At 66.0% G+C, this 23,141-nt stretch carries 20 protein-coding genes; 1 reads left to right on the forward strand and 19 read right to left on the reverse strand.

Features of this window, described 5'->3' with window-relative positions; genetic code table 11:
* Positions 1-1,343: 1,343 nt before the first annotated feature.
* The 4 genes from G6N67_RS11170 to G6N67_RS11185 all read right to left on the reverse strand — a co-directional run bounded on the left by G6N67_RS11170 (position 1,344) and on the right by G6N67_RS11185 (position 5,884).
* Positions 1,344-2,471, reverse strand: coding sequence for an ESX-1 system-associated protein (locus G6N67_RS11170; protein ID WP_131524600.1), 1,128 nt, complete (start codon positions 2,469-2,471; stop codon positions 1,344-1,346).
* Positions 2,472-2,661: 190 nt separating this feature from the next.
* A complete protein-coding gene (locus tag G6N67_RS11175) occupies positions 2,662-3,417 on the reverse strand; it encodes a hypothetical protein (protein ID WP_163642169.1) in 756 nt (251 codons plus the stop codon).
* A gap of 371 nt (positions 3,418-3,788) precedes the next feature.
* Complete coding sequence (locus G6N67_RS11180; protein ID WP_179976817.1) at positions 3,789-4,370, reverse strand: LppA family lipoprotein; 582 nt, start codon at positions 4,368-4,370, stop codon at positions 3,789-3,791.
* Positions 4,364-5,884: an alpha/beta hydrolase gene (locus tag G6N67_RS11185; protein ID WP_051578550.1), complete on the reverse strand. Its 1,521-nt coding sequence runs from the start codon at positions 5,882-5,884 to the stop codon at positions 4,364-4,366. The genes G6N67_RS11180 and G6N67_RS11185 overlap by 7 nt, the downstream gene beginning before the upstream one ends.
* A 133-nt stretch (positions 5,885-6,017) precedes the next feature.
* On the opposite strand from G6N67_RS11185, the gene G6N67_RS11190 reads away from it, so the two are divergent.
* Positions 6,018-6,791, forward strand: coding sequence for a type VII secretion target (locus tag G6N67_RS11190; protein ID WP_051578551.1), 774 nt, complete (start codon positions 6,018-6,020; stop codon positions 6,789-6,791).
* Between the two features lie 8 nt (positions 6,792-6,799).
* Here the strand turns inward: G6N67_RS11190 and G6N67_RS11195 are convergent, their stop codons facing one another.
* From G6N67_RS11195 to G6N67_RS11265, 15 genes are all read right to left on the reverse strand, one after another.
* Positions 6,800-7,099, reverse strand: coding sequence for a type VII secretion target (locus G6N67_RS11195; protein WP_036430272.1), 300 nt, complete (start codon positions 7,097-7,099; stop codon positions 6,800-6,802).
* A 20-nt stretch (positions 7,100-7,119) separates the two neighbouring features.
* Positions 7,120-8,655: a type VII secretion integral membrane protein EccD gene (gene eccD / locus G6N67_RS11200; RefSeq protein WP_036430274.1), complete on the reverse strand. Its 1,536-nt coding sequence runs from the start codon at positions 8,653-8,655 to the stop codon at positions 7,120-7,122.
* Complete coding sequence (locus G6N67_RS11205) at positions 8,652-10,103, reverse strand: MinD/ParA family ATP-binding protein (protein ID WP_036430276.1); 1,452 nt, start codon at positions 10,101-10,103, stop codon at positions 8,652-8,654. The genes eccD and G6N67_RS11205 overlap by 4 nt, the downstream gene beginning before the upstream one ends.
* Before the next feature lie 126 nt (positions 10,104-10,229).
* The gene (locus G6N67_RS11210; RefSeq protein ID WP_036430278.1) at positions 10,230-10,517 is read right to left on the reverse strand and encodes a WXG100 family type VII secretion target; all 288 of its coding nucleotides are present in this window, start codon (positions 10,515-10,517) and stop codon (positions 10,230-10,232) included.
* A 36-nt stretch (positions 10,518-10,553) separates the two neighbouring features.
* Positions 10,554-10,847, reverse strand: coding sequence for a WXG100 family type VII secretion target (locus tag G6N67_RS11215; RefSeq protein WP_081812449.1), 294 nt, complete (start codon positions 10,845-10,847; stop codon positions 10,554-10,556).
* A gap of 105 nt (positions 10,848-10,952) precedes the next feature.
* Complete coding sequence (locus G6N67_RS11220) at positions 10,953-12,281, reverse strand: PPE family protein (RefSeq protein ID WP_036430282.1); 1,329 nt, start codon at positions 12,279-12,281, stop codon at positions 10,953-10,955.
* Positions 12,282-12,327: 46 nt separating this feature from the next.
* On the reverse strand, positions 12,328-12,621 hold the full coding sequence (locus G6N67_RS11225) for a PE family protein (protein ID WP_036430283.1): 294 nt from the start codon (positions 12,619-12,621) through the stop codon (positions 12,328-12,330).
* A 148-nt stretch (positions 12,622-12,769) separates the two neighbouring features.
* Positions 12,770-14,551 carry a type VII secretion protein EccCb gene (gene eccCb, locus G6N67_RS11230; protein ID WP_036430284.1) on the reverse strand — a complete coding sequence of 594 codons (1,782 nt, stop codon included), beginning with the start codon at positions 14,549-14,551 and terminating at the stop codon, positions 12,770-12,772.
* A gap of 31 nt (positions 14,552-14,582) precedes the next feature.
* Complete coding sequence (gene eccCa / locus G6N67_RS11235) at positions 14,583-16,823, reverse strand: type VII secretion protein EccCa (protein ID WP_036430285.1); 2,241 nt, start codon at positions 16,821-16,823, stop codon at positions 14,583-14,585.
* The gene (gene eccB / locus G6N67_RS11240; RefSeq protein ID WP_036430287.1) at positions 16,820-18,262 is read right to left on the reverse strand and encodes a type VII secretion protein EccB; all 1,443 of its coding nucleotides are present in this window, start codon (positions 18,260-18,262) and stop codon (positions 16,820-16,822) included. Before eccB ends, eccCa begins: the two co-directional genes overlap by 4 nt.
* Positions 18,263-18,265: 3 nt before the next feature.
* Positions 18,266-19,990 carry a type VII secretion AAA-ATPase EccA gene (gene eccA / locus G6N67_RS11245; RefSeq protein ID WP_036430289.1) on the reverse strand — a complete coding sequence of 575 codons (1,725 nt, stop codon included), beginning with the start codon at positions 19,988-19,990 and terminating at the stop codon, positions 18,266-18,268.
* Complete coding sequence (locus G6N67_RS11250; protein ID WP_036430291.1) at positions 19,983-20,528, reverse strand: hypothetical protein; 546 nt, start codon at positions 20,526-20,528, stop codon at positions 19,983-19,985. The genes eccA and G6N67_RS11250 overlap by 8 nt, the downstream gene beginning before the upstream one ends.
* Positions 20,529-20,541: 13 nt before the next feature.
* Positions 20,542-21,390 carry an ESX secretion-associated protein EspG gene (locus G6N67_RS11255; protein ID WP_036430293.1) on the reverse strand — a complete coding sequence of 283 codons (849 nt, stop codon included), beginning with the start codon at positions 21,388-21,390 and terminating at the stop codon, positions 20,542-20,544.
* A gap of 6 nt (positions 21,391-21,396) precedes the next feature.
* Positions 21,397-21,702 carry a type VII secretion target gene (locus G6N67_RS11260; protein WP_229479017.1) on the reverse strand — a complete coding sequence of 102 codons (306 nt, stop codon included), beginning with the start codon at positions 21,700-21,702 and terminating at the stop codon, positions 21,397-21,399.
* A 50-nt stretch (positions 21,703-21,752) separates the two neighbouring features.
* A complete protein-coding gene (locus tag G6N67_RS11265) occupies positions 21,753-23,012 on the reverse strand; it encodes an EspA/EspE family type VII secretion system effector (RefSeq protein WP_179976818.1) in 1,260 nt (419 codons plus the stop codon).
* Positions 23,013-23,141: the final 129 nt, after the last annotated feature.

Here is a 23,141-nt window from a genome sequence, read left to right on the forward strand (position 1 = left end):
CCTGGTGTACCCACTGGCGCTGGGCCAGCACTCGACAAGCCTCCGGTGGCCGCAGCCGGGACTGCTGAAGGAGACGATGGTGCTGTGGGCGCCGGCGAGGCGACGGGAGCCCCCGGAGACTGCGCAGGTGCGGGCGGGCCAAGCGGCTGATGCTGGGACGGCGCCGCAGTGGTCTGTGGAGGTAGAGGCGCTTGGGCGCCGGCCGCCTTAGACGCATCCTCGAACGCCTTCTGAAACTGTTCCAACGGCGTCGGCGGTGGACCAGCCAAGCCTGCGGGATGCGTTGGGGCACTCGGCGTCGACGGACTACTAGGAGAGGGGCCCGACATCGAGGGAGATGGTGCCCGCCCACCTGGAGATGGCGGACCGCCGCCAGGAGTGCCTAAGCCTGAGGCCGGAGGGCCGGAGGACGCCGGGCTGTCCACTCGCACCGGCGTTGCGGGTGCGGGCGTCGGTGGGGCGGCCTCCAACTGATCACTACCCGAACCTCCCTTTGGGGTTCTCGGATTCGACAAAGGAGTCGCAGGAGCATGCGCTGGCGGCGCAGCCTCCAACTGATCACTACCTGGACCACCCTTTGGGATCTTCGGATTGGGCGTCGGAGCAGGCGGTGGCGGCGCAGCCTCCAACTGATCACTACCAGGACCACTCCTGGGAGCCTTGCCGTCTGCTGGAGGATGTGCATCTGGCGGCGGAGCCGTGGGCATCTTGCCATCGGCGCCTGGCGTGCCTTCCGGAACCTTCAAGTTGCCAGCCAGTTCCACCGTATTGGTGGAGACGTCTTGAGTATTTGTCTTAAGGCCGGCCTCAATCTGTTCGTTCTTCCGCTTTTCCCGGGTGTCCGTTTCCCCACTCTCCCGAGATGGCGGAGATTCATTCAGTATATCCTCGCAAGCCTGTTGAACGCTTTTCGGCGAATCGCCACCCCCTTGGCTTCGCCTTGGGAATTCACCATTCGCTGTGTAATTAACAGAGTTTTTTGTTTTGACGATCGACGCCTCGATAGCATTCAGACGCTCACCGACAGCCTGCACGGCCGTCGCATTAGCCTCATGTTCGCTTATAATACTGCTAGCCTCGTCAAAAGCCGCCTGCGAACCCGTGCCCTCCCATTGGTCCATAAGGCGCCACATCTGACTGCGCGATTCCGGAACGATTACGTCCCGAATATGATTCGCGAGATTCAAAAACTCTGTCGCCGCATTACGGATGCTGTCTTCATTCAGATCGACCCAACCGGCACCTTTTACCGACTGTCCCCCGTACTCGCTACCATCAGGTTCAATAGCCATGTGCCACCCCCGCGAATGTTATTCGACAACGTCGAACCCAATCGCACACCATTAATTTTCAACCGCGTCGCATGCCGATGTCACCAGATTTCCCAATTTGGTCGACACCGTCGAAAGGTAATTGTCCGCAGGGACATAGCTTGGAATGGCTGCTACGTACCCTCGCGAATATTGAGCTGAAAGCTCTGCGAAATCACGAAATGTGAAGTTGTCGCTTAGTGCACCGAAACTTTGTTGCTGATCGGCGAGTCGCATCATCGACGTTGCTGCCGCCTCAACAATCATTTTCTGCTCAGGCGACCAGTCAGTTGCAGGAATGTCTGATGAAATGCCAAGCCATGCAGCTGTTTCAGTGTCAAATTGCGTAAGAGCTGGTTGCCAATCAGCGCACGCTGTATTCTGCTCCCTGAGAAACCGTTGAGGGTTCGATGGATCTCTAACCGGTGCAACTTTGGCGGGCGCAGAAAGCGGCGGTACCAGCGGGGCACGCGCAGCCGCTGATCCATACTCTATAGCGGAACAAATATATCCGATAGTTTCAGCCGAGGCATTAGCGACTCGCACGAGATGATTATTCTTTTGCACATAAGTTGAGATGCTGTCGGTATACGCGCGGGAATACGCGATGTGTTGCTCATATAGCTCGCGCACGACTCGGTGTGGCGTCAACTTTACTAACGGTTCCAACTGGTCGACGGCACTCCTCATCGCTTTTGCCGCCGCCTCGTATTGGGCCCGCATTTCTGGGGTCCACTCCGTAGCCGGTATAGACGGATCTCGCTTTTCCCAACCATTCTTTGTTTGCGCCGCAAGCGTGGTGAAGATAGGGCTCTGCGCAGCACATGTCGGGTCTTCGGTAATGATCGCAACCGGCCCAGTGTCGTTGGCGCTAGCGATATCTGAGTTCGACTTGTTGCCGCCGTTGTCCTTCACCGGCGCTGCACTCGGCGGTGAACCATCAGCCTCTTTGTCCCCGCGACCCAGCACGGTCACGGTGACGGCAACGGTCACTCCGATCACCACCAGCAATGCCAGTGCACCGAGAACCCATTTCCACTTGTTACTGCGCTTGGGCGGCACCGGCGCAGGCATCGGGTGCGGTTGTTGCCACGGCATTGGAGCTTCAGGCTGCGGCGCATAACCACTCTGGTGGCCCGCATAGCCCGTCGGTGCGTTCACATACGGCGGTTGGCCTGACTGCGGAGACTGGAACGGATCCCCCGACGGCGGCGGCGAGGGCCGCGGCCCATTCCCCGGCGCCGGCGGTCTCGGCCCATTTCCCGGTGGGGGCGGAGGCGGGGGAAGACTCATCGACGCGCCTCCACTTTCAGATCGCTGGAATCACCAGGCCTATCAATGTATTTGGCGCTCACAGTGCGATCTCCGGCGACTGGACGGCCTGTGTCCTGCCTGCCCCACCATCGCTCGGTCGATCGCTATGGACGGTAGTCGGTGCCCTCTCAGCTCCACCGCCCGTAGCGCCCTCCTCAGCGGCATCACGGTCGCGCTCAGGGCGTTCCGCCCTGCCCTTGTCGTCTTTGTCGGAACCATGGCCTTGCTCAGCGGATCCACCGGGCGCGCTGCCTGATTCGCCCGGCTTCTCTGCATCGGTCGCACCCGCGCCGGAAAGCCGGCCGACCTGCTGCACCATGCCCTCGGCTCCCTGCACGACGCCCTGCGGAAGCTGCCCGACCGCTCCCGCCACCTGAGTCGGGACTTGCATGGCCTGCTGTGCTACCTGCATGGGCAAGCCCATCAACTGAGCCAGCTGACTGCCCTCGCCCCCCGCGGCAACAGCGGCCGGGTTCGCCCCTCCACCCCCGCCTGCGGTCGTGCCCGCAACACCGGTCGCGGCGCCCGCAGCCTGGATTTGTTGCTGCGCGCCAGCATCAGTGTTCTGATACCTGGTTCGGGCAGCTTCGAGATTGGCAGCAAACTGCTGTTCCCGAGCGCGCGTTGCGGCCACCTGAGCTATAACGTCGCTGGCAATCGTTGGCATGACATGCGAGACCATCACACTCATTGGATCTCCGCTCGCCTTGACATCAGGCACGTCAGGCACCGTTACCTCCGCGGGCGTCCATGTCAGCGCCGCCTCGTTGACTCGCAGATCAGGACTACTCATTAAGGCAGCACCCTCCATCTCATCGGCCCGCGAGTGTTGTCTGACTCAACGCTTCTAGCACCGCACTGAGCAACAGACCGCCACGCAGCGATAACGAGCGACCCCACAACTAGTGACAACGCGGCGATGTTGCGTCTCATAGCCACCCCTCGACAATTCTTCAGCGAATGCTACCGGAGCACCGCAGCCCTCGACCGCACCAGTTTCAAAACCCAGCGCACATCCAATCAAGGCGCCTCACGCCTCCGATACCAGCACTAACGCCGTGCGAACCCCCGGCAGGATGCGCGAACAGAAGCAGACGTCCTGCATGCGGCTACCCGTTCAAGAGGCGCATCAATTCGGAGTCAGGCCTCGTGTTGCCACGCACATCAGGGCGAAGGCAGCCGACCGGGTGGCAGATCGACGACGCGCTGCATCAGAAAGCAGTCGCCGGTGATGTTGAGGGACGCGACTTTGGCTTGGCCGAGGTTGAATTGGTAGCCGTTGCCGCTGACTTCGTAGTCGCGTCGGGCCGGATCGTCGAACAGAGACGAGCCCTTGCCCGCGCCATACTGCGTGGCCTCCTGGCGCACGATGTCGGCGGCCGTCGCGAACTCTTCGGCACTGAACGTCCGGCCGAAGACGACCGGGTCGGCCATCGGCCGGCGCGCCACATCGCCCGCGAGCTCCTCGCACGGCAGCCCCTGCCTCTTGATGTCCAGACCGTGGGCATCGTCGCTGAACGCCCAGGTTTGGCCGGCAACGGCGGAGACAATGTGCTCGGCGATGATTTCGGCGGTGTCGTTGAGCCGAGCTCGGGCCGCCTCGTACGAGCCTTTGGCCCGCATGCTGTCGATCAGCTTGACCGCCTCGTCGCCCTCCAATGTCTTTGACTCATAGACATTCTCAGTCATGGCGCAGCCACCCGTCATCATCAAAGTGAACACCAATACCATCCGCCGAATCACCATGTCAGCGGGGTCTCCTTCACCGTGAGATCCGGACGGTTCAGCAGGATCGCGGCGAGGTTGTAGCCAGCCATGCGTCGCCCGGCATCTTGGTGGTATTCGGAGTGCCCGGATGCCCCGGTCTTGGATTCGTACCCGGGAAGCGGGGTCTCGCCGGCCTCGGTTTCCAAGTGCTGGAAGCGGAACCGGAGGTGCCCGTCTTCGTTGATGATTTCGTTCGGGTCGGAGCCCCAGCCGTGGAACGGCGCCAAGGCGGCGATCGGGTTGATCGGATCGTCGATGGTCGCCATCACGAAGAAGTTGTTGTCGTTCATGCCGAGTTCGGCCGGGGTGTCGGCCTGAAACCCCGGCGAGCCGTACATCACCACGTTGTCCACGTACCTGCTGGCCCCGTCGTGCAGCGCGATACCCGACGTCAACGAGCCGTAGGAATGCCCGAACAGGGCGGTGGTATGGCTCGGATTCTTCGACGCGGCATCGAGATCGTGCAGGAAGGAGGTCAGCTCAGGTGCTCCAGCCTGGGCAAGATCGTCGTTGTACGACGATCCCACACCAAGGTTGGGCGGCGGCTGGTACCCGACCCACGCCACCGTCGCGATGTTCTGGCTTTCACCCGCACGTTCGGCGACATCCCGCGCTTCGTTGCGCAGCACGGCCGCTTCACTGGTCATACCTGCGATGGCCGCACGGGTCGTACCCGACACGCCTGGCACGGCGACGGATACGTGGTCGGCGGTGAATGGGTCGCCCACCGCGGTGGCCGCCGGAATCATCTGCGACGGATCAGCCGGTCTCTCCAGATACACCAGATGCGATCCGGGCGTTTCCAGGGCCCTTTCGATCGCCGTGATATCGGCCAGCCGATCGGTCTTGGCCTGCCCGTCGGGAAGCCGCTCGTACTCGGCGCGCATCTCCTGCAACAACTTACGGTTCGCGTCATCGATCTCGACGATGCTTCCCGAGGACATGTCCGTCCCGGTACCGGTCGAACCCTCGGGCTGCAGAGGTAGAAACTCGTTGCGCCCCAATGCGCTCAGCGCTTCGTAGTCCGCCCGGATGCCGCTCACGCGTCTACCGATCTCCGACATGTCGGCGGTCGACTTCTCAAGGATGCCGCCGATGTCGGCAGTCCCACGGCGGACTATGCCGGCCAACATCGTCTGGCCGGCCAGGCTGTTCGGTACGTAGGCGACCGCGCTGACCACCCAGTCGCGGCTCACATCGAGGCGCCGACGCCCGGCCGTGACGACGTCCGCGGCGTGGCTCACCTCGATGACCATCCGCGTGTCCAACTCTGCGAGCGTGCCGTAGGCCGCCGCGTGCGCCTGGTTGGTCGCGGCGTAGGCCTGCGACGCGCCACCCTGCCAACGGGCATCGGGCGCGGCGGCCTCGACGTTGCCCTTCATCCGCTGCAACCGGGAACTCGCGTCCAATCGGGATCCGTCGTCGGGCACACCGTCACCGAAGGTTTCCCGCGCCTTCGACCACGTCGACATGTACGCGTCCAGCAGTCCCATCGAGCCTCCCCCAAGACCGTTGCTTGGAGTATCGCAGTGGTTGGGGCGGCACGAACGCACAGAATTGCCGTCTGGATCTCGGCCGGGCGAGATTTAGGATTGGTTCGCTACTCAGTGATCGAAAGGGCGCCTGATGACCGAACTGCGGACCAATGGCAGCGTCGTTAATGGATTAGGCCAGCAGCACATCGACAACATCAGTGGCTTCGTCACCGACGCGCCCGACCTGAGTGGTCTGCTGAACAGCCACGGCGTGATCGGCAACCCGACCGACTTCGGCGGCGCCTACGAGGCCCGCGCCAACGCGATGAAGGCCACCAAGGCGGCGTCGGAGAAAATGTCCGACCTGCTCAGCCAGGCCGCTGCGGCCTACGACCGCGGAGACGTCGAGGCGGCGCGCAAGCTGAGGGCCCAGGCGGATCAGATCGAGGGCAAGGGCGGCCCCGGCTCGCCGTCCGCGGGCGGGCCCGGTGGGCAGGACGGCGGATCGCAGGCCGCCGGTCAGATCATGGGCCAGTTCAGCCAATTGGCGGGCCAGGTGGTGCAAGGTGTCACGCAACCCGTCCAAGGCATCATGCAGGGTGTCTCACAGATGCCCCAGCAGGTCTTCCAAGGGGTCCAGGGCATCGTCCAGACGGCCACGCAAGCTGGTTCCGGCGCAACGGATGCCGCGGCCAAGGCCGCGGCATCGGGTCCGAGCGCCCCGGCCGGCGCAGGAGCTCCGGCAGGCCCGGGTGCCCCGGCGGGGCAGGGTGCCCAGCCCGGCGCAGGCGCACCGAGCGGCGGTGAGAAGGCACCCGCAGGCATCATGAGTGAGGAACGGATGCGCGAAATCCAAGGCCTCCCGATCCACCCCGAGGGGACGGATCGCATGACCGACAACAGCAAGTCCGAGCGGGATCTCTGAGCGGACTATCAGCCCGGGTGAACCGAGGCGATCTCGCTGGCAGACGCTTGGTCGCGGCCCACGTAATTGGTAGCGGCGCTGGTGATTCCACCCGCATAATCGTTGACCGTCGTCGCCATCTGGGACTTCTGATCGGCGAGGGTTGCCGACGCGGATCGGCATGCGTCGGCCGACTTCAGCTGGCCCACTGATCCACCGGCGGAGGCGAGCGGTGCCTCAACGGCCAGCGCCGAGATGCTGGAGCCGGCCGAAGTCAGCTGCGCGCCCGCCCCTTTCAGCTGTTCCGGGTCGACCCGCAGCTCACCCATGACAGCCCCTCTCCGAGAGCTCAGTGCAACCGCAGATTACGCAGCAGGTCGTACACGCCGGCGATCCACAGCAGCAATGGAATGACCGCCGCGATCGCAGCACCATCCAGCAGCTCGAGGATGCGCTTGGACACCGGCGACATCCGACGCACGCCATCGCTGGCGCCCACGATGATCAATGCGACCACGGCAAGACCGAAGTAGATGGCCAGAATCAGCCAGGCGGTGTTCGGGTACCACAGGCACAACCGGATCATCACCCCGGTGGGTACAGCCACGGTTGCCGCGAGCAAGGCCCAGGCGCACCACCTCTCGGCATAGAGCCGGGAGCGGAACCCGCAGATGACCGTGACCAACCCGGCCACGATCATGCTGTGGACGAAGAAGTGTCCTTGCACCACGACGGCGATGGCGCCGATGGCGAGCACCAGTGCTCCCGCCGACAGGAAACCGACCAGCAGCTGACGCGTCAGCTGACTGCGTTCCTGCAGCCGGGCCGCGGACTCGGGCACCGAGGCGATGATCGCCTGCCAGGTGGAGGTCTCCTCTTCGGCAGCTTCCGGCGTGATCACCGGGTCCAGCAGCTCGTCGTTGGAGACCACCTCGCCGGGAGCCGGGATCGGGGGCAGGGCGATACGGGCAACGGCCACAGTGAGTTTCGCGGCATTCGTGACCACGATCAGGCCGAACGCGATGGCGCCAGCGGGCACCCAACTGCTCGAACCATAGCCGTAGGCGATGGCGGCACCGGTGACGGCGATCGAGAGAACCGCCAGGAACGACGCCACTTCGGCCCGCTTGCGCGGGCCACCACGGGTGGCGAGCGTGAGCATCAGGACGACCGCGCCGGCAGCCGCGAGTTGTGGCGCCCCCAGTGAGTCGACGCCGCGAGGCAACGGGATCGCGAGGGCGGCCGCCCCGGCCAACGTCGGCACGGTGGCAATGAGCAGGCTCTCGGCGAGATCGAGGGTTGCGTACCGGCCCTCGGCCATCATGCTGCCGCCCAACAGGCCGAACCCGATCACGGCCAGCGCCACGGACCACCACCAGCCGTGGCCGGAATGAGTCCACGACAGCAGCGCCATCACCGTGACGGCAAGCGCCACCACCGGAATAGCCACGGCCACAAAGCGGTTCAGCGAGCTGCGGTCGAACACCGGAGATTCGTCGAGCACCGCGATCGCGTCGATCACGTCCTCGACCAGCGGCCGGTAGCGCTCGGTGCGGCTGACCGACACCAGGGTGAGCAGCGATCCGTCGACCACACCGGCGTCATCGAGTGATTCGTCGGCCTTCAGCGGCGGAGCGCCCGGACGGGCGAACACCCACGACCCTTGCGCGGTGAAGTCGAAGCCCGCGAGGACGTCCTTGGGGGTGTCGTCGAGCAGATCCGCGAGCACGCTCACGGTTTCGTCGATGTAGGTCTCGATCGGCGCGGCAGCCGGCAGCACCAGATCGGTCATCCGCTTACCGGTGAGAACCGTGACCCGGGTGGTCGCCGGCCGGCCCGGCGTCACACTTGAGGTATCGGATGTGGCGGCGGCGGTGGCGGTCAACGGCGTTCGAGCCTGTCGAAGTCGTCGGACAGCGCGGCGGCCAGCTCGGTGATGCGGCGCTGGAACGTGTCGCTCAGCAGGTCGAGCTGGATCTCGGTGCCCGCGGCGATGTGCTTGTCCCACGGCAACACGATCACGCGGCCGGGCGGGACGTGGCGCTCGAACTGCTGCACCAGATCCTCGACGTCGACGTTGGGTTTGCCGGGGTTGACGTGGTTGATCACCACGCAGGACCGGCCGAGCAGATCCTGGTAGCCGTTCTGGCGCAACCAGTCCATGGTGATGGCGGCCTGCCGGGCACCGTCGATGGAGGCGCTGGCGACGATCACCATGCCCGACACGGTGGAAAGCACACCGCGGGAAGCCTTTTGGAACAACCCGGCGCCGCAGTCGGCCAGCACCAGGTTGTAGTACCTGGACACGATCGAGGTCGCGCCCTTCCAGTCGTCATCGTTGAATTCGCGCGGGGCACCGCTGTACTCCTCGGAGGACAACACCTCGAGGTTGGCGGCGTTCATGCTGGTGTACGCGCGAATGTCGTTGTAGCGCGACAATTCCTGGTCGGCGAGCAGATCGGAGATGGTGGCCGCCGACTGCCGCCCTGCGCGGTCGGCGAGGTTGCCACCGTCGGGATCGGCATCGATCGCCAGAATGCGGTCACCGCGGATCTTGGCCATCGCAGATCCCAGCGCCACGGTGACAGCGGTCTTGCCGACGCCGCCCTTGAGCCCGAAAACACCGATCTGGTACGAGTCGCGTGCGTTGCGGCGGATACGGCTGTGCAGTTCGAGTTCGTACACCTCGTCCGGCGACAGACCCAGGTTGATGCGGGTCATCAAGTACAGCCAATGCCGCCAGCCGCGCTGCGACGGCATCTTCACACCGGTCTTCACCCCGACGTGCGAGAGCGCATCGATGGCGCGGTGGTTGCCCATGCTCGCCGCGGACGACTGCGTCGGCTGGCTGGGCACCGGGATCGCCTGGCCCGCGCGCCACGCCCCGCTGATCTCGGGATCGAACTCCTGGAACTGCGACGGCGGCGGACCGGGCGCGACGCGCTGAGGCGGCCCGGGCAGCGTGCGGGGCTGCTGCTGATCGAAGTACGCGCCAGGCGGCATCTGCTGCTGCGGCGCCCGCAGCATGGAATTCTGCTGCCACTGCGGCGTGGCCGGCGGTGGCGGCGGCATCTGCGGCGGAGGCGGTGGGGTGGGTTGCTCGGCCTGACGGTGCGCGCCCTGGGTGGCGGACTGCGTAGGCGGCGGCGTCACCGGCATGGGCGACGACGGAGCGTCGGTAGGCGGCTGATCCCCAATCGGCCCTGTCGGCATGGGCGGCGGCGAGGCGGTGGCCTTCAGAATGGCATCTCTGTCCACGGTGATGGTCGCGTCGTCAAGCGGTTTGCCCGGTTCGGACGACGAGTGGAAGAGCCGGTCATAGTCGGCCGACATGGGGTCCCCTCAAATAGTCAAATCAGATATTCAGATCTTTGCACCCGAACGCACGTAGTGGGCGGGATCGGCTGTGGCCTAATCGGCTAGCCTACCCGCCCACTTTCGCGTAGCACGGTCGTAGTACTAGGCGAACATGCCCTGGACGCCGGCCTCGGTCTGCGCCATGGTCGAGCTGGCCTCGCTGATGGTCTGCGCGAGGTTCTGCAGTGCGGCGTTCAGCTCGGCAGAGGTGTTGTCCCAGCGCGTCTGAACGGCCTGGTAGGCCTCCGAGCCACCGCCGCCCCACACCGCGGCGAGCGCGGCGAGCGAGCCCTTGCCCTCGTCGAGCAGGCCGTTGGTCTGTCCGACGTTGCCCTGGATCTCGCTGACGCCGGCCTCGATCTGGCCGAAATTCCATACCTGTTCGGTCATGTCTTGTTCTCCGTTTCTCGATTGTCAGTGGATAGGTCAGAGGTTCATCTGCGACGACAGCGATGCGGCCTGGTCGTCATCGGTCGAGGTGTACTGCGCACCCGACTGGTGGATGTTGGCCGAGATGTCGTCGAGCTCCTGGATCTGCTTCTGCGCGGCCTCGTGGAAGCGCAGCAGCGCGGCCTGCGTGGCATCGCCGGCAGCACCGCGCAGAGACGTGGCCAGCTGACCACCGGTGGACTCGACCTGGCTGATCACACCCTTGAGCTCACCCGAGATGCGCTCGAAGTTGGCGGCCTCCTTGGCGAGGACGGCAACATCAGTATTCATTGATGATGTCATGTTGGATAACCCCTTATTTTCCTTTTGTCCCCACCATGCCTATGGCGAGTCCTCCGGCCGGGTGACCGGAAAGTCTTTGTTACGCATGACGACTCACCAGTCGTCGTCATCATCCTCAGCGTCGTTGTAGGTCAAGGGCGTCGGCGCCGTGAGCCCTTCCTTGGACTCCGCCTCGCCCTTGTCCTTCTTGCCCGCGTGACCCATCGATCCCATGCCGCCGCCGCTCACCGGCGCCGTGGGGCCCGCCCCGCCCATCGCACTACCCGGGACCGGTGCCTTGGCCTCACCGGTGATACCGAGCAGGTTCGACAGCACAGGCGTGCGCGGCGAGGTACCGCCGAGGCCCGGCAGCGACGCGGCGCGCACCAGGCCTGAACCCGAGCTGGGCCCGGTCCCGCCGGCCAGCGGATGGTTCGAGAACGGGCTTGCGTTCAACAACCCCATCTGGATGCCCTTGTCGTTGCCACCCATGCTGGTGAACTGGCTGACCATCTGGGTCACCTGCTGCAGCGGCTGAGTGATCTGCTGCATCGGGCTCTGGATCATCTGCGCGAACTGCTGCGGAAGTTGCGCCGCCTGCGACCCCATCTGGGTGGCGAACTGCATGCCCTGTTGCAGGGCTTGCTGCGCGGGTTGCTGCTGCTGTTGCTGCTGCCCCTGCTGCGCGGCGTTCTCCCCCTTCTGCACCGCGCCGACCGCGCGCTGTTCGGCGTGGTTGATCTGGGCTGCCGCACGGCCGGCGTGCAGGCCGAGGGTCTCGATGGTCGCGGTGGCGCTGACCTGCTCGATGATCAGGTTGCGGAGTGCGCCCTCGGCCACGCGCGGGGCGGTCTGCGCCAATGCGGCGGCAGCCGTCGACTCCCCGACCCCCGGAATCACGATCGGCGTCATCGGGAAGATGGGCTCGAACAGCAGGTTCGCGGCGGTTTCGGCCTGATAGGCGTGCATCGCCCCAGCGGCCTGCTGCCACATGCGAACGAGATAATCGGTCTCGTTGAGCGCGATGGGCACGGTGTTGATGCCGAGGAAGTTGGTCGCGTTCAGGACAGCATTGGTGACGTGGTTCTCTTCGATCTCCGGAATGGGCGGAGTCGTCGCCAATGCGACCGAATATGCGCTCGCCTGCGCCGACGCCTGCAGGGCCCGCTTCTGGGCCTGAGCAGCCGTGGTGCGCAACCACACCACCATCGGCATGGTCGCCTGGACGGCACGCTCGCTGGCCGCCCCGCTCCACACCGCCGTCAGGTTGGCCAGCGCACCCGCCAACTCGTCGGCCTGCGTCTCCAGCAGGATCGCCATGGCCTCCCAGCCGGCCGCCGCCTGAAGCATCGGCGCCGGACCGGCACCGACCATCAGCCGTCCGGTGTTCACCTCAGGAGGGAACGCCTCCCACGTCGGCAAACCAGGCGGTAACGCGACCATCGTTGACGAAACCCAATCCCCTCGAAGACGAACTGACCGCTAGCCGCTACAGCGTGGTGGCCTGGGCGGCATCGACGGCGTTGTAGATGCCGGCGATCTCCGCGAACGATGCACCAGCGCGCGTCAGTTCTTCCTGCGCAAACGAGTTCGCCGCGAGCGCCTCGACGCCCTCGGACGCAAAGGACATCGCGGCAGCAGCCGAGACCTCGTCGGCGCCTGCGGGGAACAGTGCAGTCACCGCGGCGCTGGCAGTGGTGCCACCCGCGAGACCTCGAGCCGCGTTTGCGATGACCTGCGCGGCGATGGCCTCGGCGCCCGGATTGTGCATCAACGGTTGCATTTGCGTGTTCTCCTCAATTCGATATGAATTTCAAGGACAAGCACTCACGAACGACACGGCAGCAATTTGCCGTCCCGATAAGGAATCTGTCCCCCGATCCCTTTGCTGGCGGGCCGCCGCCAGCGTTGCTGAGCGCGATGAATAAATACTAACCGCCCTGAACAGGTGGTGCGAACACTTCTTCTTCCGGCGGATCGATGTATGCCGCCTGGATGACTTCCTTTCCATCCGGGGTAACGAAGAACGCCTGACCAGGCGGTCTTTTCTTGACCGTGATCTCGCGCGACGGGAAGTCGTTCTTCTCGCCCGACAAGAACAGCGTGGGCGATCCGGCGCCGTACGCGGCGCCGACGAACCTGTCCATGGTCGATTTGTGTGCCTGACTCATCTGACACGTCACGATGATGTGCAGGCCGATGTCCGCGGCCGCCGGCAGCAACGGCGCCAGCGGGGCCATCGGCGGCACCATGCCCGACGCCGCCACGATCATGTGCCAGTCATCCACCAACAGCACGACATCGGGACCGCTCCACCACGACCGGGCCCGCAACTGCGCAGTGGTCAGATCGGGCGGCGGCAACCGCTTCTGCAGGTTGAATGCCAGCGCCTTGATGGACTCCTCGAGCGCCCCGTGGTTGCGGTTGATGGCGCCCGCGTCGAGCAGGTGGCTGTCCGGCACCGCGTCGAGCAGGCCGGACCGGTAGTCGGCGAGCATGAACCGCACCTGCTGGGGGCTGTTGCGCCGGCAGATCGCCTGGGCGACGGCGTGCGCGATCCGGGTCTTGCCGGACTTGGGTGCCCCGAAGATCAGCAGGTGCGGCGTCACGTTCATGTGGTTGTACGCGACCGTGAGATCCGACTCGCGCACGCCGACCGGAACCGTCCACCTGGTCCGGTAGTCCGAGTCGGGCCCCGGCGGGTTGGGATCGAGCTGATCGAGGTGGATGCGGTCCGGCAGCACCCGCACCTGGGGCGCCTGCTCGGTGTAGCGGGCCGAAATCTGTTGCACGGCATCCGAGATGGCGCCCACGATGTTGTCGGCACTGTGGACGCCGTCGAGCCGCGGCACGCCCATCATCAGATGGTGCTTCTCCAAGGACACCGCACGCCCCGGCCGGTTGGCCGGGATCTCGCGCGTGATCCGGTCGATCTGGGTCTCGTTCACGTCACCGAGCCGGAATTCGACCTTGGTGCCCAGGTAGTCACGCACGCGGGACTTGAGCTCCGTCCACCGCGGCGTCGAGATGATGACGTGCACGCCGAAGGCCAGGCCCTGACCGGCGAGATCCTGCACGACGGGTTCGAGGTCCGGGAACTCGGCCACGAACGCTGGCCAGCCGTCGATCACCAGGAACACGTCACCGAACGGATCCTGCGCCGCAGGGTTGTTCGGATCCTGACGCATCTCGCGGTACGCGGCGATCGAGCCGACGCGGTATTGCTTGAACACATGCTCACGCGCGCGCAGCACGGCCTTGACCTCGGCCACGACGCGGTTGACCCGGTCCGGCTCGGCACGGGTGGCCACACCGCCGACGTGCGGCAGATCCTCCAGGTACATCAAGCCGCCACCGCCGAGATCGACGCAGTAGAACTGCACCTCTCGCGGTGAGTGCGTGGCCCCGGCCGAGAGCATCAGCGTCTGCAGGAACGTCGACTTCCCCGTCTGCGGGGCACCGCCGACGGCGATGTTGCCGCCCGCCGCGGACACATCGACGCCCCAGACCTCCTGACGATGGCGCCGCGGCTCGTCCATGATGCCGAGCCCGAAGCGCAGCGGGCGGCGCTGATGGTCACGTTCGACGAGCTCGTTGACCGGCGTCGGATCGGTCAGCGGCGGCAGCCACATCTTGTACGCGCGGGATTCCTTGGTGGCCAGCTGCCCGAGCACGACCTCACGCAACACCCTCGGTTCGGCTTCGGCACTCATGCGCGCTCGCCCTCCTTCTGCCCGCCGGCCGTCATCGGGTCACCGGCGTCGCGTCGAGGATCGGGGCCGCGGTGAACTGATGTATCCGCAGCTTCTCGCGACGTTGCGCGCGCGGCTTGGCCTCGCCGTTGGTGCTCTCGACAGCGGCGGGCACATAGTTGCCACCGGTGTAGACCGTGCGGAACTTGACCGGATCCTCCATACCCACCCGCAGAAAGCCGACACCACTTTCCTTGTTGGTGATGTACTGTGCCTCCGGCGTGCCGATCACGGCCTTGGACTCGGCAGAACTGGTGGTACGCAAAGCGATTCGGTAGGTCAGGTTCGGCTCGAGCTTGTCGATGCGGACTCCGCCGGTGTTCAGCGACTGGGTTGCCAGCAGCAGGTGCACGCGCAGCGACCGGCCCACGCGGCAGATCCGGTCGAACAGCTGGATGAAGTCGGGGTGGTTCTGCAGCAGCTCGGCGAACTCGTCGACCACCACGAACAGCGTCGGCAACGGGGGCAGGTCCGCGCCGCGCTCGCGGTGCTTCTCGTACTCCGCGACACCGGACAGCGCGCCCGCCGCGCCCACCTGCATGCCGGCCTGCCGCAAGATCGACTGGCGCCGGTCGAGCTCGCCCGTGAGCACCTCGCCCATGCGGCTCACCAGTTCGGCTTCCTCTTCCATGTTGGTGACGACGGCCGCGGTGTGCGGCAGCTTCTCCATGCCGAGGAACGTCGACCCGCCCTTGAAGTCGGTCAGCAGCAGGTTGATCTGGTCGGGATGGTGGCTGGCCACGAGCGAAAGGATCAGGGTCCGAAGGAATTCCGACTTGCCCGAGCCCGTGGTGCCGATCAGCATGCCGTGCGGACCGGCACCGAACTCCGCGCCCTCCTTGATGTCGAGCGACATGATCTCGCCGGTCTTGAGCTCGTGACCGAACGGGATCTTGAGCCGGTCGCGGTCGGTGTCGGCGAACATCCGCCAGCGCGCCGGGGTGATCTCCTCGATCGACTTGGCCCCGACCAGGGTGTGCCACTCGGTGGAGACCTTCTTCTGCACCCGCACGTTCTTGTCGATGATGGTGCCGGTGATGGACCAGCCGGCCAGCTTGCGGGCGAGACGGTTGGCCTCGACCGGCGTCATGCGGTCCGCCACGCGGGTCACCTCGCGCCACCGCATGCCGGGAAGCTTGTCCTCGGCCGTCCCGTCGGCCTTGACCTGCAGCTTGTAAGCCGAGGCGCGATGGTTGCCCAGCGTGAGCACCGTGACACCGGCCCGTCCGTCGGGCGGGAATCCCGCCTTGCCGCCCGTGAGGTCGACCACGACGACGTACGGCCCGCCCGGCGCGGCGTCGGGTGTGTGCGGACCGCGTGCGGTCAGGTCGCTCAGGCCGTCCGGCCGCGTGTAGATCAAACGCGTCGGGCCCGCGGCGTCGGTATCGGTCTGGTGCTGCACATGCGGCAACCACTTGAGCCACGACCAGTTGGGATCCTCGGGATCCTCGGTCAGCACCCGGATCTGCAGCAGGTCCGGCGGGTGGAACGTCGCGAGGTGACACACCATCGCGGTCAGCAGCCCCGCGGCGCGCGCCTCGTCGCCACCCACCGCGACAGTCGGAAAGGTGCGCAGCTGAACGAGTTTGGGGCAATCGTTGACCAGGCCGTGGGTACGCAGGAACTTGGTCACCCACATGTGGCTGACCGGCTCCAGGTGCGCCTGGGGCGCGCCCTGCGGACCCGCGAGCTCGCCGCTGGTGTTGGGCTTGAGCAGCCGGTCGACGGCCTGCTCGGCACCGATGCCGATGCGGGTTGCCGCGAAAAAGTCTGCGTTGGAGTTCATCTGGCGCGACCACTGCCTGCTGGTGCCGACGATCGACAACAGATCGTCGGGATGCGGCGCGTGATAGCTGAAGTACGCCACCTGTGCGGTCGCCGACGACGTCACGCGGGTGCGCAGGCCGGCCAGGTAGCGCAGGTATTCCTTACGGTCGGCGTTGATCTCGGGAACCCGTTTGCCGCCGGGCCCGCCGCTGGCCATGAAACCGACGGTGCCCATGACCATCATCAACGGCATCATCAGCATGTACGGGGACAGTTGCCGGACGCCCGTGAAGATCATGATCGCGATCATGCCGAGCATGCAGCCGCCCATCACATAGGGCATCGCCTTCTGGATTCCCGACGGCGGGATCTCGATCCCGAGGTCGTCGGGCGGGGCCACGTTGATCTCACCCGGCGTCAGCCGCGGGCCCTTCTTGATGTTCGGGGTGAACTTCCGCGTCGTCATGAGCCCTTACCGTCCTCGACCTTGCGGGGATTCGGGTCCGCGGGCAGGGTGTCGTGCTCCAACAATGCCGATTCCTTCGACAACACCGGGCCTTCCACGAGCAGACCCACCACGGGCCACGGCGCGTTCACCGCACCGCTGAGCCCCAGGCTCTTGGCCGCGTCGTCGTTGGCCACGCCGTACCGCACACCCTGTGGGTCGATGTAGTACAGGCTCTCCCCGACCCGCGGGTCCGGTGACTGCAACCGCACGAACTGGCCGCCGTCGATGTATACCGTTGCGTCGCCGCCGATCTGGTCGATCCCGGTGCCGATGGCCGACGACGGGATAGGCAGCCTGCGGCCCGCGATCACGGTGACCTTCGGCGATTGATCGCCCGGTTCACGCTGCCACGACCAGCACAGCACGGGCGCGTCCTGGCGCAGCAGGATGTTGAGCGCCTTGTCCGGCAACGGTGAGACGTACACCTGTTCCGGAATGCTCGCCACGCGACTGGCTTCCACCGACGGCGGCTGGAGCAGGCCGTATGAGTTGGTGGCCCGCAACGCGGCAGCCGTGGTGTTGTTGACGCGGGCGACGCCGTCGGGCAATACGACGTAATGCTGTGGTTCCGATTCCGTCGCGGTCTGGAAGACCGACCCGATCACCAATTCGGCAGGCAGCCCAACGGTGTTCGGCGCCCCGGCGGCCGGAATCTGGGGCAGTTGCCACGGCCCGATATTCGGCAGCGCGTTGAACAGGCCTTCCGAGATCGGCGTGGCCTTCGCCGTGACAGGGATGCCCACAGCCGATGTCACGGCACGGTCGGCCAGATCGATCGTGTGCCTGCCGCCCTCGGTGACCAGCCAGTTGGCGCCCTTGAAGGACACCAGCATGCCCTCGTCGGCCTTCATCGGGCCGACCGAGAGATCCGTCGCGAGCGAACGGATCAGAATCGACGACTCGACTTGCGGCGCTGCGCTTTCCGGTTTGGCGACCGTGTCGCACAGGCTCCAGCGCGACGCCGGGGTGCCGACCGGTGTCGCGTACGGCGCCCCGGGGATGCCGATCGGCTGGCCCTTCGGCAGCCGGTTCAGTTCCTCGGACTTGACCACCACGGGCTCCGAGCTGGTGCCCAACGCCAATCGCGCCGACGTCAGGTTGTACACCGGGCGCAGCTGCGGGCTGCCTGGCAGCATCACGTAGAGCTGATTGGTCGCGCGGTCGACGACAAGGGTGTCGCTGCCCTGCTTGCCCAGTGGCTTGAAATACGCCAGCAGCGCTGCGCCGAGGCAGATCAGGACGGACAGCACGATCCCGGCGGACACGGCCCGGCTGTAGAACTGCAGCGGGTCGTCGAACATCCGGGTGTCCCGGCGGACAATCGCATGCTCGACGCGGCGGAGCAGGAAGCGCCAACCGCTGACCTGCACCTTGGTGGTGAGCCGGAAACCTGCCATCGTCTAGTCGCCGATGTTCAGGCGGCCGTGCACGGACGAGATCGCGGTGGCCATGTCCTCACCGTTGATCTCGCTGAGCTGTTCCACATCGAGGCTCTCGAAGTCCATGGAGCGGGCCAGCCGCATGTCGCGGTTCTGCTCTCCGGCCTCCACCAGTTGCCGCGCGTAGCGTCCGTTGCCCGCGATGTCCAGGGCCGGCTTGCCGTTGAGCCTGCGCTGACTCAGCAGCGTCGCGGCCTCATACACGCCCTTGGCGGCACCGTCGTCCAGCCACGAATCATTCGACTTGGCAATGACTTTGGCGATCTCGACGATGTCTTCTGGCGCATACGAGTCGAATTCGATCCGGGTGGCGAAGCGCGAGCGCAGACCGTCGTTGGCCTCCAGCAGGCGGTCGATGTCGTTGCTGTACCCGGCGATGATCACCACAAGGCGGTCGCGGTCGTTCTCCATGCGAGCCAGCAGCGTGTCCAGGGCCTCCGTGCCGAACGGGTCGGCGCGGCCGTCACGCTCCTGCACCAGGGTGTAGGCCTCGTCGATGAACAGCACGCCACCCAGCGCGCGGTCGATGGTCTTGGACGTCTTGACCGCGGATTGGCCCTCGTACTCGGCCACGAAATCCTTGCGGGAGGTCTCGACCAGCTTCGGTTCGGCGATCACCCCGAGGCCGGCCAGGATGTTGGCGACCACACGCGCGATGGTGGTCTTACCCGTTCCGGGCGGACCCGCGAAGATCATGTGCTTGGACGTCTGGGCGACCTTCATGCCGCGGGCCGCGCGAATCCTGGCCATCTGGGTGGCGGCGCGGTAGGCCTCGATCTGTTCCTTGACGCGGCTCAGGCCGATCTGCCGGTCGAGTTCGGCCTGCGCCTCGGCCAGCAGCTTCTCACGGCCCGAGGTATCGGCCACCACGCTCTTCGGATCCCACGGATCCTTACGGGCGGCGATCTGCTCGGCAGTGGTGGTCTCCAGTCGGTAGTTCGGATCCCGCAGCGCGGCAGTGACTTTCGGCTCCGGATAGTTTGCCTGCAGCCATTCCAGCAGCACCTGGGCCGACTCGTCGTTGCCCTGCGCGCGGCGGGCCATGGCCAGGTACCACGCGATAGCCGGTGCGCACGCCTGGGCCACCGGGGTGTCGTTGGCGGCGTGCAGCCGCCGGTCGGCCTCGGTGAACAGACCGAGGTTGGCCGCCGCGACACCGTGTGCCACACCGGCTGCCGCGGCCAGGAATTTGTCCTGCCACGCCTCGGCACCGCGGACCTGATCGATCACGTCGGTCCAGCGCTGCGCCTCGGCGTAGATGACGGCCTTGATCCAGGACACCAGGTACTCCGAGCCACCGGTCGGGGCGTCTTCGAGCGCCTCCATGGCATCGGCGTAATTGCCTTCTTTGGCCTCCTGGACCGCGAAGCCCATCGTGATGGCCAGCGGCGAGTTGATCGGATAGCTGATGTCACGGCCGAACATGCCGCCGATGGGAATCCGCGCGTTGAGGCTGATCATCGGAACCTCAGCGGCGCCCGCGAGCTGGCCGAAGTTCGACCGCGAGTACCAGGCACGGAACATCGTCACCCGATCGGTGTCGCCGCACCGGATCCGGCCGACCCAGGCGTCGCACGCAGACTCGTCGTAATTCGTTATCTCGGTGAACAATTCGAGTGCGCGGGCCGGCGAACCGGCGAGCATGCCGACCGCGCTGCCGAACATCCCTGCGAGATGATCAACCATTGTTCACTCCGTAACGGGTTGCGAAGACCTGTGCGCGAGCCGAATCCGCCTGCTCCGGCGAAGGCAGCTTCAGCTCGCGGTTGAGAAATTCCCGGGTGTCGACGTCGTCGTGTCCGTGGGTGCGCATGCCTTCGAGCATCACGGCGTACTGCGCTGATCTGGCGTCCTGAGCGGCCAAGTCGGCGATCACCAGGATCTCGTCGGCCAGCTCGGCCTCGGACATGTTGACCGCCTTCGGCGACAGTTCGATGTGCTGTACGCGGCCGTCCAGGTACGTCGTCACCGTGACGGTCCCCGGCGGGTTCGTGACCGTGAAGACCGGGACGGCCGGCTCCTCGTCGTCTTCCGGCTCGTGGAACGCGTCGAGCCCGGAGTCGACCTCATCGGCAGCGTCGGGCACCGGCCCGCTGACCGCGTCCAGCGCGCTCAACCCCGAGTCGTCGTCGGAATCCTCAGCCGGGTACCCGTAGTCCAGCGCTGAAAGGCCGTCGTAACCGTCGTTTTCGTCGTCCTCGTCGTAGGGCGGAAAGTCACCCACGTGGCGGCCTCTTTCAGTGCAGATAGGAACTGTCGGTGTCGGTCTTGTCGAACCACGATCCGGACGGCAGGAACTCCACCAGTCCGTCGAGGGCGCGTTGCAGGTTTTCCGGGGTACCGGACAGGAAGCTGCCGTACAGCTCGCCGTTGACCCGCCGCGGGATCGACACGATCCGCCCTTGCTTGGAGTCCAGCACGCCGGCGGCGACATCGACCTGCGACGTGGTTCCGCCCGGATGGCGTTCGGTCGCGACGAGTTCCACCCAGCCCTCGGGTTCGGAGATGATGTTCGCGTAGACCCGCGCCGACGTCGGCGGAATGCCATACCCGGTCAGCTGCTCGGCGGTGGTGCACTTGGCCAAGGTGGCCGCGACGCCGGTCAGCGGCTCCACGCTGGCCGGATTGCCAGGACCGAGCACGGTCATCACCATGCCGGCCAGCCCAACCTGCGGCGCCACCCGCTGCAACACCAGCATCTCGTTGTCTCGTGCGCACACGACATGTCGGTCCCCCTTACGACACACCACGAACCGGATCATCTTGCCACCCAGATCACGGCGCCACCAGCGGCCCTCGATGATTCGGTCAGGCCTGCTGAGGGTGTCGAGCATGGCGGCCACCTCGGGATGCGGTTCGCCGAACACGGTCAGCACACCCTGCGCAGTGAGATCCCGCTCGACCTGCTCCCACACCACCTTGCGCAGATCGGGCTGTGGGATGTTCAGCCGGATGCCGAGTGACGGCGGAAAGTCGAGCAACCCAAGCTTGTCGGCGACCACCAGGACGCCATCGATGGTCAGCTCGACGCCGACGACATCGTCGTAATGCACTGCGTCAGTGTGAGTGCTGAATCCAGAAGTCATCGGTGCCTACCTCGAACGATGTCGGAAACAATCGGCCATCCGGGCGGCGTGGGCCGCGTCGGTCTGGTCGTAGGTGGCCGCGGCGGCGGTCAGGCGCCGGCTCAAGCCGTGCGATACCCGCGCGACGCTGTCACCGGCAGCCCGGCGAGCGCACACGGCGGCTGCCACCGCACCTGCCGTCGACCACGAGATCGGCCCGTGCGTCCGGTGCACCGACGTGTCGACGTCTGCGACCGCGGCTGTTGCCGTCGTCAACTCGGCGCACGCCTGCCCCTGTTTGGCCGACAGCTCGCGCAAATGGGCAGTTGTCACCCGCAAATCACCCGACACGAAGATCCCCTCGATCCCTATCCTGCTCTAATTTAACCGCGACGGGAACGCGCGGCTGACCCTGTTCCGAAATCCTCGAGCATTTGCCCCGGTGACCACCCGGCACCGGCAATGCTGCCCGCGGACAAATCCGGCGGCAACGTCTTCGCTGGATCGTCCGGTACGCGCGCAGTTTCGTCGGTCGGCGCATTCGCTCCACCCGCGTCGCCGCCATTTCCGGCGGGTTTTTCGGGATTCTCCGGCGCCGTCTCCTCGCCGTGCGGTTTGTCCTCGTCAGGTGCCTTGTGCGGTTCTTCGCGCGCGGCCCGCTCGCGCTTTTCTTCGGCGCCGGCATCGAGCGCGGCGGGGTCCGGGGTCAGACCGCCGGATTCGGTGGCGCCCTGGACTGCCTGGGTCGCGGCCTGCGTGGCCATCTGCAGTGCCTGCGCGGCGCCCTGCGTGATGCCGCCGAGGATTCCGCCGATCGGCGCGAGGATCGCGCCGATCAGCCCTGAGACCATGCCCGCCACTTCGGCGCCACCGCCGGCCGGGCTCGCGGGTGCGGCCTCCGACGGCATGGCAGACGGCGGGACGGGAGCACCTTGTCCCTGGCGCGGCACGGAACCCGGGGCCGGACCGGCAGCAGGCGGCGCCGCCGGCTCACCGGCACGCGGGGCGCCGACCTCGTCGTCTGGATCCTCATCTGGCTCGCCGAATTCGTCGGCGACCGCGAGATACTGCCGCACCGCCGTCTGCAGTTCGGTGGCGTTCGCGTCGGCGTTGCCCTGCATGGTCAAGAGATGGTCGGTCGAGTTCCCGAGCGCCTTGGTCACCATCGCGATCTCTGCCGCGGTCTTCGCGCTCCCGCCGTCAGGGATCCCGGCCAGCGACGTGGTGACCACGCCCATGTCAGTGAGCCAGTCCGCCTGGCCGTCCAAATCCCTTCGGGTGGCGGCGATTTGACCCGATTCGCGGGCCAACACGGACGCCACGATGCGGTCCGCGGCGATGATCGCCCGGGTTCTGCCCAACTGGCCGTGGTTGCGGTCGGCGTACGTGCCGGAGGCACCGCCGTCCCAGTCGGCCGCGGGGAACGCGTCGCTCAAGATCGCGCCGGCGGCATCGAGCCGATCGGCACCGGCACCGAACCCTTCACCGGTCTCAGGATCGCCGAGACCGGTCGTGAGTCGCATGTTTTCGATGACGTGCAGGCCCGCGGCAACGATGGGACTCTCGGCCGACGGCGCCGTATGCCCCGTAACACTCCCGGTGACACCTTTGCCACCGCCGGCAATTTCCCCCGCCAAAACCATGCCTCAGTCCCTTCGCCGGATCCGACGTTACCAGCGCTGAGCAGGCCTTCTGTGCACCAATTCACCCGTCCCGCACGCCCTGGAAACGCGGCGGTATTCGGCTGGCCACGGCGTCATGAGCTGTAGGTA

Source organism: Mycolicibacterium mageritense, from assembly GCF_010727475.1.
Lineage (GTDB): Bacteria > Actinomycetota > Actinomycetes > Mycobacteriales > Mycobacteriaceae > Mycobacterium > Mycobacterium mageritense.